Genomic DNA, 11,689 nt, shown 5'->3' with positions numbered 1-11,689 from the left:
GCCCTCCTCGCGTAAGATCAGCTGCCGTTTCGTTCCCGCATCGGGGGAAGGGTCGTCATTTGCGGCGTGATCGGCGCTCCGGGCCGAATCCGGACAAGACCGTTTACGACCACCGTCTCGTTGCCGGTCAGCCCGTCCCGGATGACCCTGTAACCGTCGATCCTTGGACCGATACGCACGGGCTTAAGATTGACAGTGTTGTTCTCGCCGACCACGTAGACGACGCGCCTGTCCTGGTCGCTGCCGATGGCCTCGTCGGGCAGGAGAATGCCCTTGTAAGGATCGGAGGCGCCCACCGTGACGCGGCCGAACAGGCCGGGGGTCAGGAAACGATCCTTGTTCTCGAAGACCGCGCGCACACGGATCGTGCCGCTTGCCGAGTCGAGCCGGTTGTCGACGAAATCGAGATGTCCCTTGCGCTGCCCGAGGCGCTCGTCCGTCAATGTGAGCACGACTTCATTGGTCTCTCCGCTGGCGGAGGTATTCGTGCCGCCACGAGTTTGCCGCGAAAAGGCCAGGTAGGAGCGCTCATCGACGTCGAAGTAGAACTGGATCGGATCGAGCGAGAGAACGTTCGTCAGGATCGTCTCGTTGGCATTGACCAGATTGCCCTCGGAGACGAGCTTGCGCGAAATTCTCCCCGATAGGGGCGTTTTGATCTCCGTGAATTCGACATCGAGCTGCGCTTGCCGCAACGCTGCCTGCGCACGGTCCAGCTCCGCCTTGGTCGTCAGGAACGCCTGCCGCCGCTGATCGTAAAGCTGATCGGTGATATTGCCGGTTCGGCGCAGCTGCTCGGCGCGTTCGAGATCGCTCTGCGCGAATTCCAGGCGAACCTGAGTCGATGTGACGGCTGATTGCGCCTGCTCAAGCGCATTGCGATAGGGCCGCTGGTCGATGGTGAAGAGAAGGTCTCCCGCCTTGACAAAGGTGCCATCTTGAAAATGCACCTTGTCGAGGTAACCCGAGACCCGCGCCCGTATATCGACCTGATCGATGGCCTCGAAGCGCCCGATGAAATCATCCCGCTCGACGATATCTTTCACGAGGGGTTTTGCGACTGTGACCGGTGGCGGCGGCGCAGGACCGCCCTGGGCCAAGGCCAGGCTCGCCGCGCCGAACCATGAAAAAAGAACGCTGGAAACAAACACGGATCGAGGAAAGCGCATGCGTAACCTCCTGATCGGGACTATCGACGCAGCACCATACTTCCAAATTTCGGCTCTCAGCCCTGTGTGCAACGGCACGTGGAGGAGCCTTTATCCTTATTGCGATGCAATACTACGCATTGATGAGTTTCTGACAAGATACGCAACAGTGATACGCAACAGGTACAGAACCTGGCTGCACCTTCGATCTGCTTAAGCTGTCCATGAGATTCGATTGAAACGGTGCCCACAGCTTCAATGATGGGATGGCACCCATGGCCGCACACCTAGCCGGTTGGCTAGGTGCTCAGGTATAGGCATTGCGCAGATCGAGCGTGCTTTCCTGCCCGATGAACCGGTAGTTCTTGGCAAGCCATGTGCGGGCGGCATTTCTGCCAAGATCCTTGAGCTCCTTGAAGAAGCTCCATTGAGCACTGAGGCGGGACGCGGCGGTGAACTCATCAAGCTCCTGCCCGCCATGGATCCGGTGCATGAAGACGTGCTTGTAATCCTTGGTCGAAAGCTTTCCCTCCTCGATCAGCCGCGTCACGAACTCGACCGATCTGAGCTGCTGCAGCAGATTGGCATTGAACGTGATTTCGGTCAGCCGGTTCTGGATTTCCTGCACGGTTCGCGGCGTCGTCCGGCGCTCGATCGGATTGATCTGCACCAGCAGGATATCGTCCGTTTGTGTTTCGTAGAAAAGCGGGAAGAGCGCCGGATTGCCCGTATAGCCGCCATCCCAGTAAGGCTCTCCGTCGATCTCGACTGCCTTGAAGAGCATCGGCAGGCAAGCTGAGGCGAGCACATGGTCCACGGTCAGCTCAGGGCCGGTAAAGATTCGGATCTTTCCGGACCAGACGTTGGTCGCGGCGATGAACAGCTTTGCATCCTTGCAGGCCCTCACCCGCTCGAAATTGATCAGGCTGTTGAGGGCATCGCGCAGGGGATTGATGTCGAGCGGATTTAGGTCGTAGGGACTCGCGACGCGCGACCAAGCATCGAACCAAAGATGAGATGAGGAGCCATTGAAGCTCCAGTAGCTCAACAGGCGATCGAACAGTGAACGCTGGAGCGGCGAGAGCACACCGTCGAGGCTCACCCGTTTCCAGAACTTGCGCAACTGTTCGCGCGCGCCGTCTCGTCCGCCTTCGAGCCAGCCTTCGAAAAGCACCACCGCATTCATCGAACCGGCGCTCGCGCCCGTGATCGCCTCGATGGTGAGCCGGCCATCTTCAAGAAGATAATCGAGAACGCCCCAGGTGAAGGCACCATGCGCGCCACCGCCCTGCAGCGCCAGCGAGACGGATTTTTCGGCATTCGGGCACACCAGCCCACGCACAGGGTTTTTACGGCTCTCTGTTCGACCAGTCATTCCGGGCTCCCGTCGTCGCTTGGGAGATTACCATGACGGAAGCCCGGGAACACAAGTCGGAACGTTACGCCGTGAATGCGACGAGAGCCGCGATCATTCTGTTCCGACAGGCGATCCGGATAAGCTTGGCTTTGCGCCCAAGGCGCATTATCTGTGACATAGAGGCGAGGGCCACCGCCGATGGGCCAGTATTTCACCGACCTGATCACCTTGTGGGTCGTGATCGACCCGATTGGAACACTTCCGGTATTTCTGGCCGTTACGGCCGGCATGAGCGCCGTCGCCGCGAGGCGAACCGCCTTCAGGGCAACGGTGGCGGCCTTCTTCGTCCTCTTGTTTTTCGTCGTTGCGGGTCAGGCGCTGCTTCAGGCCATGGAGATCGACCTCGATGCCTTCCAGATCGCCGGCAGCGTGGTTCTCTTCCTGTTCGCACTGACGATGATTTTCGGGGAGCCGAAGATCGAAGCCGAGGAGAAGGATATCGAGACCTCGGATATCGACCGGTCGATCTACCCGCTTGCCATTCCCTCCATCGCGAGCCCGGGCGCCATGCTGGCCGTCGTCTCGCTCACGGATAACACCAAGTTCAGCATTGCACAGCAGGCTGAAACCGTGGCTCAGATGGCTCTCATCCTGCTCATGACGCTGATCCTCATGCTTATGGCCTCCCGGATCATCAAGATCATCGGCGACGCCGGCGCCAGCGTCATCAGCCGGGTCATGGGACTCATCCTCGCCAGCGTGGCCGTGAACGGCATCGTTCTGGGCATCAAGCACGCGTTCAACCTCCCGCCGTAGTGCAGGCTGAGTTGCCACTGAAAACCAACGCATTGGAGAGTGGTGGGCCTGGCAGGACTCGAACCTGCAACCAGACCGTTATGAGCGGCCGGCTCTAACCATTGAGCTACAGGCCCTTCCGAGGAAGGCAAGGGAACCTCTAATGGAGGGAAAGCCTTTCGTCACCCCTTGTCGTGGCGGAAGGCTGTGCCCTTTTCCGGGAACCGAAGCTCAGAGAGAAGGGCAGTCCAGGACGAACCTGGACCCTTCATGTTCCTGTAATACATCTCAAATCCCGTCAAGCCGGTTTTGCCCTCCTCTTCCGGGCCGGCTATCGCATGCGCTCTCGAGGCATCGGAGATCCAGGATGCCTCTTGACCCGTGCCGGGTTCGACCATCTGTCTGCTTTCACGCTCGAATCGGGTCTCCCGGACGAGGCCGGAGATGGAGGATGGGATGGGGTTGCTGATTGACGGTGTGTGGCAGGACCGCTGGTACGACACCAAGAGCACAGGCGGGCGCTTTGTGCGCAAGCCTTCTGCCTTCCGGAACTGGGTCACCGCCGATGGATCTCCTGGTCCGACGGGAGAAGGCGGGTTCAAGGCGGAACCCGGGCGCTACCATCTCTATGTCTCGCTCGCCTGCCCCTGGGCCCACCGCACGCTGATCATGCGCAAGCTCAAAGGCCTGGAGAGAATGATCGACATCTCCGTCGTGCACTGGCGCATGCTGGAGCATGGCTGGACCTTCGAGGACGGCCCCGGCGTCCTTCCGGATCCCATCAACAACGCACAGTATCTCCATCAGGTCTACACCGCAGCCGAGCCCGATTATACCGGCCGCGTGACGGTGCCCGTGCTCTGGGACAAGGCGACCGGCACCATCGTGAATAACGAATCGGCCGAGATCATCCGCATGATGAACTCCGCCTTCGACGGATTGGGAGCGAAGCCAGGCGATTACTGCCCGGAGGAGCTGCGGGACGAGATCGACGCTTTGAACGCGCGCGTCTACGACACTCTGAACAACGGCGTCTACAAGGCGGGCTTTGCGACGACGCAGCAGGCTTATGAAGAGGCGATCCATCCGCTTTTCGAAACGCTCGATTTTCTCGACGAGCGCCTGTCCTCACGCCGCTATCTCTGCGGCGACAGGATGACCGAAGCCGATATCCGTCTCTTCACCACGCTGCTGCGCTTCGATCCGGTTTATGTCGGCCATTTCAAATGCAACCTGCGCCGCATCGCGGATTATCCGCATCTCTTAGGCTACCTACGCGATCTCTACCAGACGGACGGTATCGCCGAGACGGTGAACATGGCTCACATCAAAGGGCATTATTACGAAAGCCACAGGACCATCAATCCAAGCGGCATCGTGCCGCTCGGGCCGATCATCAATCTCGACGCGCCGCATGGACGCGATAGCTTTTAAGGCTTGTAGACCTCGACTGCCTCGGCAAAACCCTGGACCGCGTGCGCGCCGAGCGGCGAAGGGTTGCCCCACAGATGTTCGACGAAGGGCTTCGACATGAGCAGCGGCTCGCCGAGGCTCTTGTTCAACTCCGCAATGCGGCTCGCAAGATTCACGTCGCGGCCGATCACCGTGAAGTCAAGGCGCTGACCGGAGCCGACATTGCCGTAGGCCGCATCGCCATGATGGAGCGCGAAGCCGACATTGATCGGCACGGGAAAGCGTCCTTCATTGTTGGCCGCCTCGATGCGACGAAGAGCCTTGGTGGCGGCGGTGAGCGCCGATTGCGCCGCACCGCCCGTATCGTCGCCCTTGTCGCGTACGATGGCGAGTAGCCCGTCGCCCAGATACTTCAGCACCTCTCCGCCCTCATCCTCGATGGGCGGCACGAGGCAATCGAAATAGTTGTTCAACAGCTCGACCGCATTTTCAGGGCTCAGCGTCGAGGAGATATGCGTGTAGTCGCGCATGTCGGCGAACAGAATGGCCGAGCGTATCCGCGTCACCTGTCCGCGCTGGATGGCGCCCGACAGAATCGCCTTGTGCGGATCGTCCCCCACATAGATGCGCAGCACCTCGTCGAGTCGGTTGCTCGTGGCACGCAGCTCGGTCACGAGCGCGAAGGACGGCATGACCATGCGCAGGATCGTCAGTTCACGCATGCCGAATCCTTCCGGCGACCTCGTTGCAAACGAGATCGCGTTCTCAGCCCCGTTGGTGAAGCGGATCGGGATGGTGACGTAATGACGGTAGCCTGCTTCCTTCAGCTCCGGGACGATCGGAAAGAGATCGTCGGGCGTGATCGCGAGATCGAGGATCAGCCACTCGCCGGTGCGGTTGACATGGGCGAAGGGGCTGGTCTGATAAATCGCCTCGCGGCGGTCCCCGTGAGGAAGGTAGCGCACGATGGTGCCCTCCTCCCGGGTCCAGAAGCGGCCGATCCCGGCATATTCCGAATGCAGCGTCTCGATGGCGGAAACGGCCCGGTCGATGGGCAGGCCAAGATCGATCAGACGGGTGAGGAAGCCAGCCAGGACCTCGTTCGAATCCTCCATCTGGCCTGCGGCCGTGATTAGCCAGTCCCGCAAAGCGATGACACGTGCGAGGCTTTCGGCATCGAGGCTTCGAGCCATGGTCAGAAGATCGCTTGAAGCGGTCGGGACGAGGGAGGACGACATCATGAGGCCAAGGTGTGTTGCCCTCATGGATCCTTCAAGCCATGAGGAAACTTTCCAACATGAAAGCTGGGATGCCCGTCCCGAAAGAGCAATGGCTTTGACAGAAACCGGCGGCCGGAATAGAGCCAAGCTATGGCAAGTATCGACACGCTTTTCGTCACCAAAGTCTACCGCGCCGAGCTGACCGGCGCCAAGGCCGAGAGCCGCAATGCGGAGCTCGAAGCCGCCTGCCTGTCCATTGCCGAGGACGACGAGGCGGGCCAACGCTGGTGCGCCAAGCATGGCTATCCGGGCTACACGTCCTATGCCTCCCTGAACGACCTGCCTTGGCGAGTGCCGGTCTTCGGCGAGCTTCTGAAGGAGCTCGACAAGCATGTGGCGGCCTTCGCCAAGGAGCTGGAATTCGATCTCCAGGGCCGCAAGCTTGTCCTCGACAGCCTGTGGATCAACATCCTCCCGCCCGGAGGCATCCACACCTCGCACATCCACCCGCATTCGGTGGTGAGCGGCACCTATTACGTGACAATTCCGGAAGGCGCGAGCGCGCTCAAGCTTGAGGATCCGCGCCTCGGCTTCATGATGGCCGCCCCGCCACGCAAGGCCAAGGCCAAGCAGGAGAACCGGCAATTCGCCTATATGAAGCCTGCCCCCGGCACGGTACTGCTCTGGGAAAGCTGGCTGCGCCACGAGGTGCCCCTGAACGAGGCCGAAAGCGAGCGCGTCAGCATCAGCTTCAACTACTCCTGGCAGTAGGACACAGCGGGTCCAGGCAAGTCCGACTCCATATCAACCTGCACCTCCTCAGGATGGGAGCGGAGTGATAGCCGGACTGGGAAGTCGGACGCTTACACCTCCGCCCACATCCGAAAAAGATTGGCGCTGCTTTTCGCCAGGAGGTCGAATTCCGGTGTCTTGCCGGATTGGGCGAACAGGCTGCGCTTGGCGGTTTCGAGATCGAACAGAAGCTCGCGCCGGGCGCTGTCGCGGACATAGCTCTGCGCCCAGCCGACCGCCACCATGCGCTCGCCGCGGGTGACCGGTGCCACCCGATGCAGGCTCGTCGAATCATAGGCGATGAGGTGGCCCGCGGGCAGCTTCACCTCCTCCTCGCCGGAGACGGATTCGATCACGAGTTCGCCGCCGTCGTAAGATTCCGGATCGGCCAGGAAGAGCGTGAAGGACACGTCCGTGCGAATACCGTTCATCAGCGGATTGTCCACATGGGAGCCGTATTCCTTGCCTTGTCCATAACGGGCAAAGGTCAGCGGCGTCAGCGCTTTCGGGCGCACGGCGAGGCTGAAGACCTCGTTGCCGAGAATGGCCTTCGACACCTTCTCCCGAAGCAGCGTCAGAGCGGCCCCCTCGCGGACCTGCTCGTTGTCCTTGACGAGTCTGGCGCTCCAGCCCGCCGTCGCGCGGCCATCCTCAAAGCGCATGGAGCCCAGCATCGTGCGGACTTCTTCGAGTTCACCTTGGGGCAGCACGTCCGCAATCGTGATCAGCATGGGAAGACCCCCTTCAGGCTTGTCAGAAATCCCCATAAGATGTAGCTAAATCCTTGTAAAGAAAGACAGTTTTTAATTTTTCTAAACTGGCCGCGGCGACCTTGTCCTGCCGAGGGGAGATGTCATGAAGAAACGGAAGATTTGGGCGGGCCTGAGCACCGCCGTCCTGGTCGCAGCACCCGCAGCTTCTCAAGCAACGATCCTGCACGCTCCTCCCCCGGCCGGGATCGAGGCCAAGGCCGATCAGCCCCTGCTTCACCTCGCCCAGCACCAGGGCCACGCCGCACCCGCGGCCACGGCCGGCGGCGAGGGAGAAGGCGAGGGTGGAGGCGCCGCGCAGCTGGAGCCTTCCCTCCATCTCTATCGCGGCATCGAGATGATCCGCGGCCATCTTCTCGTCGGTGCCGAACTCATCGAGGCCGGGCGCTGGGCAGATGCCCTGCCCCATTTCCTGCATCCGGAAGAGGAGATCTATGCCAGCATCCGGGATCAGTTGAAGACCTTCAACGTCGCGCCGTTCCAGGTCGCCCTGAAGGCCCTTTCGCAAACCGTGAAAGCCAAGAACCAGGAAGCCTATGCCCGCGCCCGCGCGGCTCTCGACGAGCGTCTGGCGGCGGCCGAAACCGCCGTGAAGGCGAAGGAAGAGAATGGCCCCTATTTCGTGCTCGAAACGGCTCTCGAGGTGCTGCAGCAGGCGGCCGACGAATATGAAGAGGCCGTCGAAAAAGGCCGTATCGCCAACGTGGTCGAATATCAGGATGCACGCGGCTTCGTGCTGGAAGTGGACCGCCTCGTCGGAACGGTCATGCCCGCCGCCACCGCGAAAAATGTCGATGCGGCCAAGGCTCTGCAGGCGAGCCTCAACGAGCTGAAGGCGACCTTCCCGTCCGTGACGCCGCCGAAGCAGGCCGTCAAGGATTCCGGAGAGTTCCTGAGTAGCGTGTCGAAGTTCGAGCTGCAGCTCGGGAATCTTCGCTAACATTCATGACGCGTGAAGGTTTTGCCAAAGCCGGCCGAGTGCTTGCGAGCCTCCTGCTCGCAGGCCTCGTCGGCGGAGCAGCCGACGAGGCCGCTCCGTTCGACACAGAACATTGGCGAAAGGTTTTCGCGCGTCCTGATCATATGCCGACGCCTGCAGACAATCCCGCCACCCCGGAAAAGATTGTTCTCGGGGCGAAGCTGTTTGAAGAGACGCGCCTGTCGGGCTCCGGCGATATGGCGTGTTCGACCTGCCATCAGGCTGACCTGTCCTTCTCCGACGGCGTCGACCGCCATATCGGCCACGACGGACAACCTCTCGGCCGTCGCACGCCCCCGCTCTGGAACCTGGCCTGGGGCCTGTCCTTCTTCTGGGACGGGCGGGCATCGAGCCTTGAAACGCAGGCCATGGCGCCGATCGAGAACGAGCGCGAGATGGCCGGCAACCTGCAGACGGCCTTGCGTGAGCTCGGCGCCGATCCGCAAATGCACCAAGCCTTCGCTGCTGCCTTCCCGGACGATCCCGCGGTGAAGCAAGACAATCTCGCAAAGGCGCTCGCCGCGTTTCAGCGCACGCTCATCTCGCCGGAAACCCGCTTCGACCGCTGGGTGAAGGGCGACGACAAGGCTCTGGAGCCGGACGAAATGGCGGGCTTTGCGCTCTTTGTCGGCAAGGCCAGCTGCGTCGCCTGTCATCAAGGCTGGCGCTTCACCGACGAAGCCTTCCACGACATTGGCCTGCCAAGCGAGGACAGGGGACGTGGACCCATTCTCGGTTTAAAGGCCGCCGACCATGCCTTCAAGACGCCGAGCCTGCGCGAGCGGGTCTGGTCCGCACCCTATATGCATGACGGCTCGCTCACGACCTTCGAGGACGTGGTGGATCACTACGCGAAACGCATCGTGCAGCGCCCTACCCTTTCAGCGGATCTGCCGCAGCGGATCGAACTCAGCACGACGGAGCGGGCGCAACTCGTCGCGTTCCTCAACACCCTCTCCAGCGACGATCCTCCCCGTCCGGCAAGCCTGCCTCCGAGGACGATGAGTTGGGGCACGAATGCGGAGGCGGTCGCCACATCCACCGTCAGCCAGAAGGACCGGCGCTTCTCGCCAGGCGCCGTCATCCTGAAGGTGGGCGAGGCCCTGCGCATCCTCAACGACGATACACGCGTCCACAACGTCCGTCTCGACGGGCCCGGCAAGAGCTTCAACTCGGACGCTCAGAATCCCGGCGACACCGTTGCCATTGGTTTCGACCAGCCGGGCCATTACGACGTGATCTGCGGCATCCATCCGGAGATGCGCCTGAGCGTGGATGTTGCGCCGGTCCCCTGAGCGGGACCCGCGGAAAGAAAAATACACGCCTCGTTTCCGGCGACACGGGCCTAAGGGTTGCGCTAAAACAGGGTCATGCCAATGCTCCGTGACGACGACACCCTCTTTGCCGCCCTGATCGCCCGCGATCCTTCCTATGAGGGGTTCGCCTATGTGGGCGTGAAGACGACCGGTATCTTCTGCCGCCTGACCTGCCCGGCCCGCAAGCCGAAGCGCGACAATGTGGTGTTCTTCTCCTGCAGGGACGCGGCGCAGGATGCAGGCTTTCGCGCCTGCCTGCGCTGCAAGCCCCTCGACATCAAACGGCCGACGAGCGGCGCGCTCGACACCTTGAGGGACAGGATCAGGGCCGAGCCGGAACGGCGGTGGAGCGCCGAGGATGTCAAAGCTCTCGGCTACGATCCATCTACTGTCCGCCGCGCCTTCCAGCGCGAATACGGCATCACCTTCGCGCAATACGCGAGATCGCAGCGTCTGGGGCTCGCGGTGAACACATTGCAACAGGGAGGCTCCGTGATGGATGCCCAACTCGATGCCGGCTATGAGTCCGGCAGCGGCTTTCGCGATGCGATCAGCAAGCTCATCGGCGACGCACCGATCCGCACGACAACGCGTCAGATCCTGACTGCCCAATGGCTCGACACGCCCATTGGCGCGATGCTCGCTGTCGCGGACGATGCCGGCGTACATCTGCTCGAATTCGCGGAGCGCAAGGCGCTTCCAACCGAGATCGAGCGACTGCGCAAGCGCGTCGGGCCGATCTCATTCGGGCAGCATCCTATGCTCGACACCCTCGCTCATCAGGTGGAAGAATATTTTGCCGGCCGCTCGATCTCGTTCGACGTGCCCATCGTTCAGAAAGGCACGCCGTTCGAAGCCACGGTCTGGGAGGCCCTGCGCCAAATCCCGACTGGCACCACGCACAGTTATGGCGAGATCGCCCGCTTCCTCGACCGTCCCGACGCGGCCCGCGCGGTGGCGCGGGCGAACGGGGCCAATCAGGTCGCCATCATCGTGCCCTGCCATCGTGTCATCGGTGCGGATGGATCTTTGACCGGCTATGGTGGCAAGATCTGGCGCAAGCAATGGCTGCTCGAACACGAGCGCCGCCTCGCAGCAACATTCTCCAAGGGGTGAAGGACATGACCGATCAAGTCACGAAGGCCAAGACGTTCAGGGCCCTCAACATTCCCGGACAACCGATCATCCTGTTCAATGTTTGGGATGCGGGCAGCGCCAAGGCCGTAGCGGCAAGCGGCGCGAAGGCTCTTGCGACCGGCAGCTGGTCGGTTGCGGCGGCGCATGGCTTCGAGGACGGTGAGTTCATGCCGTTCGATCTTGCCATCGCCAATCTCGAACGCATCGTGGCGGCCACCGATCTTCCGGTCACCATCGATCTGGAAACCGGCTACGGCGCCAACCCGGACGAGGTCGGCGGCACGATTGCCCGCGCTATCGAGGCAGGCGCCATCGGCTACAATATCGAGGACAGTTTTCGCGAGTCGGGTCCTTTGCGTGAGATCGCCGATCAGGCTGCGCGTCTCACCGGCGCCAAAAAAGCGGCCGACCGGCTCGGCATCCCCGCGTTCCTCAATGCGCGCACGGACGTGTTCCTGCTCGCGGCTCCGTATCAGCACGACGAGAGCCATGTCGCGACAGCCCTGGAGCGCGGCCGCGCCTATGCCGATGCCGGTGCGGATGGCTTTTTCGTCCCGGGCCTCGTCGACGAAAAGCTCATCGCGCGTGTCGTCGAAGGTTCGCCTCTGCCGGTGAACATCATGGCGAGCGCCAAGACACCCCCGGCTGCACGCCTCGCAGAACTCGGTGTCGCCCGCATCAGCCATGGACCTGGACCGTATCGCATGGCGATGAAGGCTCTGGAGGACGCCGCAAGGGCGGCGCTGGGCTGACAGGACTTCC

General features: G+C 61.8%; 11 protein-coding genes and 1 tRNA gene. 7 read left to right on the top strand and 5 right to left on the bottom strand.

The genetic code is table 11. The features are described from left to right. Positions 1 to 17 precede the first annotated feature (17 nt). Together JO965_RS07185 and JO965_RS07180 are read right to left on the bottom strand one after the other, a co-directional pair. Entirely contained in the window at positions 18 to 1,169 is a 1,152-nt protein-coding gene (locus JO965_RS07185; RefSeq protein WP_203443003.1) for an efflux RND transporter periplasmic adaptor subunit, read from the bottom strand. A gap of 286 nt (positions 1,170 to 1,455) precedes the next feature. Continuing rightward, positions 1,456 to 2,523, bottom strand: a complete 1,068-nt coding sequence (locus tag JO965_RS07180) for a patatin-like phospholipase family protein (protein WP_203443002.1) — start codon at positions 2,521 to 2,523, stop codon at positions 1,456 to 1,458. A 180-nt stretch (positions 2,524 to 2,703) separates the two neighbouring features. On the opposite strand from JO965_RS07180, the gene JO965_RS07175 reads away from it, so the two are divergent. Next, complete coding sequence (locus tag JO965_RS07175) at positions 2,704 to 3,321, top strand: MarC family protein (RefSeq protein WP_203443001.1); 618 nt, start codon at positions 2,704 to 2,706, stop codon at positions 3,319 to 3,321. A gap of 40 nt (positions 3,322 to 3,361) precedes the next feature. Here JO965_RS07175 and JO965_RS07170 read toward each other — a convergent pair. Continuing rightward, positions 3,362 to 3,437, bottom strand: a tRNA-Ile gene (locus JO965_RS07170). Between the two features lie 319 nt (positions 3,438 to 3,756). On the opposite strand from JO965_RS07170, the gene JO965_RS07165 reads away from it, so the two are divergent. Further along, positions 3,757 to 4,734, top strand: a complete 978-nt coding sequence (locus tag JO965_RS07165; RefSeq protein WP_203443000.1) for a glutathione S-transferase family protein — start codon at positions 3,757 to 3,759, stop codon at positions 4,732 to 4,734. Here JO965_RS07165 and JO965_RS07160 read toward each other — a convergent pair. Next, positions 4,731 to 5,978, bottom strand: coding sequence for an adenylate/guanylate cyclase domain-containing protein (locus JO965_RS07160; RefSeq protein WP_371826843.1), 1,248 nt, complete (start codon positions 5,976 to 5,978; stop codon positions 4,731 to 4,733). The genes JO965_RS07165 and JO965_RS07160 overlap by 4 nt on opposite strands. A 105-nt stretch (positions 5,979 to 6,083) precedes the next feature. On the opposite strand from JO965_RS07160, the gene JO965_RS07155 reads away from it, so the two are divergent. Continuing rightward, the gene (locus tag JO965_RS07155) at positions 6,084 to 6,704 is read left to right on the top strand and encodes a TIGR02466 family protein (RefSeq protein ID WP_203442999.1); all 621 of its coding nucleotides are present in this window, start codon (positions 6,084 to 6,086) and stop codon (positions 6,702 to 6,704) included. 92 nt (positions 6,705 to 6,796) lie between these two features. Here JO965_RS07155 and JO965_RS07150 read toward each other — a convergent pair whose 3' ends face one another. Continuing rightward, positions 6,797 to 7,456 (bottom strand): Fe2+-dependent dioxygenase, encoded by a 660-nt coding sequence (locus tag JO965_RS07150; RefSeq protein WP_203442998.1) that lies wholly within the window; start codon positions 7,454 to 7,456, stop codon positions 6,797 to 6,799. Positions 7,457 to 7,580: 124 nt separating this feature from the next. Here JO965_RS07150 and JO965_RS07145 point away from each other — a divergent pair, with 124 nt between their 5' ends. From JO965_RS07145 to JO965_RS07130, 4 genes are all read left to right on the top strand, one after another. Further along, a complete protein-coding gene (locus tag JO965_RS07145; protein ID WP_203442997.1) occupies positions 7,581 to 8,435 on the top strand; it encodes a hypothetical protein in 855 nt (284 codons plus the stop codon). A 5-nt stretch (positions 8,436 to 8,440) separates the two neighbouring features. Continuing rightward, positions 8,441 to 9,769: a cytochrome c peroxidase gene (locus JO965_RS07140; RefSeq protein ID WP_203442996.1), complete on the top strand. Its 1,329-nt coding sequence runs from the start codon at positions 8,441 to 8,443 to the stop codon at positions 9,767 to 9,769. Between the two features lie 81 nt (positions 9,770 to 9,850). Beyond that, positions 9,851 to 10,906 (top strand): bifunctional transcriptional activator/DNA repair enzyme AdaA, encoded by a 1,056-nt coding sequence (locus JO965_RS07135; protein WP_203442995.1) that lies wholly within the window; start codon positions 9,851 to 9,853, stop codon positions 10,904 to 10,906. Between the two features lie 5 nt (positions 10,907 to 10,911). Next, positions 10,912 to 11,679 (top strand): isocitrate lyase/phosphoenolpyruvate mutase family protein, encoded by a 768-nt coding sequence (locus JO965_RS07130; protein ID WP_203442994.1) that lies wholly within the window; start codon positions 10,912 to 10,914, stop codon positions 11,677 to 11,679. The last annotated feature ends 10 nt before the right edge of the window (positions 11,680 to 11,689 follow it).

Origin of the sequence: Microvirga sp. VF16, assembly GCF_016864375.1 — a bacterium.
Lineage (GTDB): Bacteria > Pseudomonadota > Alphaproteobacteria > Rhizobiales > Beijerinckiaceae > Microvirga.
Note: the sequence above shows the minus strand (reverse complement) of the source record. Positions and strands in the feature narration are given on the sequence as shown.

Bases quoted from the DNA above. Each gene is read 5' to 3' on its own strand.
- JO965_RS07175 (WP_203443001.1), top strand. From the start codon at position 2,704: ATGGGCCAGTATTTCACCGACCTGATCACCTTGTGGGTCGTGATCGAC.
- JO965_RS07130 (WP_203442994.1), top strand. From the start codon at position 10,912: ATGACCGATCAAGTCACGAAGGCCAAGACGTTCAGGGCCCTCAACATT.
- JO965_RS07150 (WP_203442998.1), bottom strand. From the start codon at position 7,456: ATGCTGATCACGATTGCGGACGTGCTGCCCCAAGGTGAACTCGAAGAA.
- JO965_RS07185 (WP_203443003.1), bottom strand. From the start codon at position 1,169: ATGCGCTTTCCTCGATCCGTGTTTGTTTCCAGCGTTCTTTTTTCATGG.
- JO965_RS07180 (WP_203443002.1), bottom strand. From the start codon at position 2,523: ATGACTGGTCGAACAGAGAGCCGTAAAAACCCTGTGCGTGGGCTGGTG.
- JO965_RS07140 (WP_203442996.1), top strand. From the start codon at position 8,441: ATGACGCGTGAAGGTTTTGCCAAAGCCGGCCGAGTGCTTGCGAGCCTC.
- JO965_RS07155 (WP_203442999.1), top strand. From the start codon at position 6,084: ATGGCAAGTATCGACACGCTTTTCGTCACCAAAGTCTACCGCGCCGAG.
- JO965_RS07145 (WP_203442997.1), top strand. From the start codon at position 7,581: ATGAAGAAACGGAAGATTTGGGCGGGCCTGAGCACCGCCGTCCTGGTC.
- JO965_RS07165 (WP_203443000.1), top strand. From the start codon at position 3,757: ATGGGGTTGCTGATTGACGGTGTGTGGCAGGACCGCTGGTACGACACC.
- JO965_RS07160 (WP_371826843.1), bottom strand. From the start codon at position 5,978: ATGAGGGCAACACACCTTGGCCTCATGATGTCGTCCTCCCTCGTCCCG.
- JO965_RS07135 (WP_203442995.1), top strand. From the start codon at position 9,851: ATGCTCCGTGACGACGACACCCTCTTTGCCGCCCTGATCGCCCGCGAT.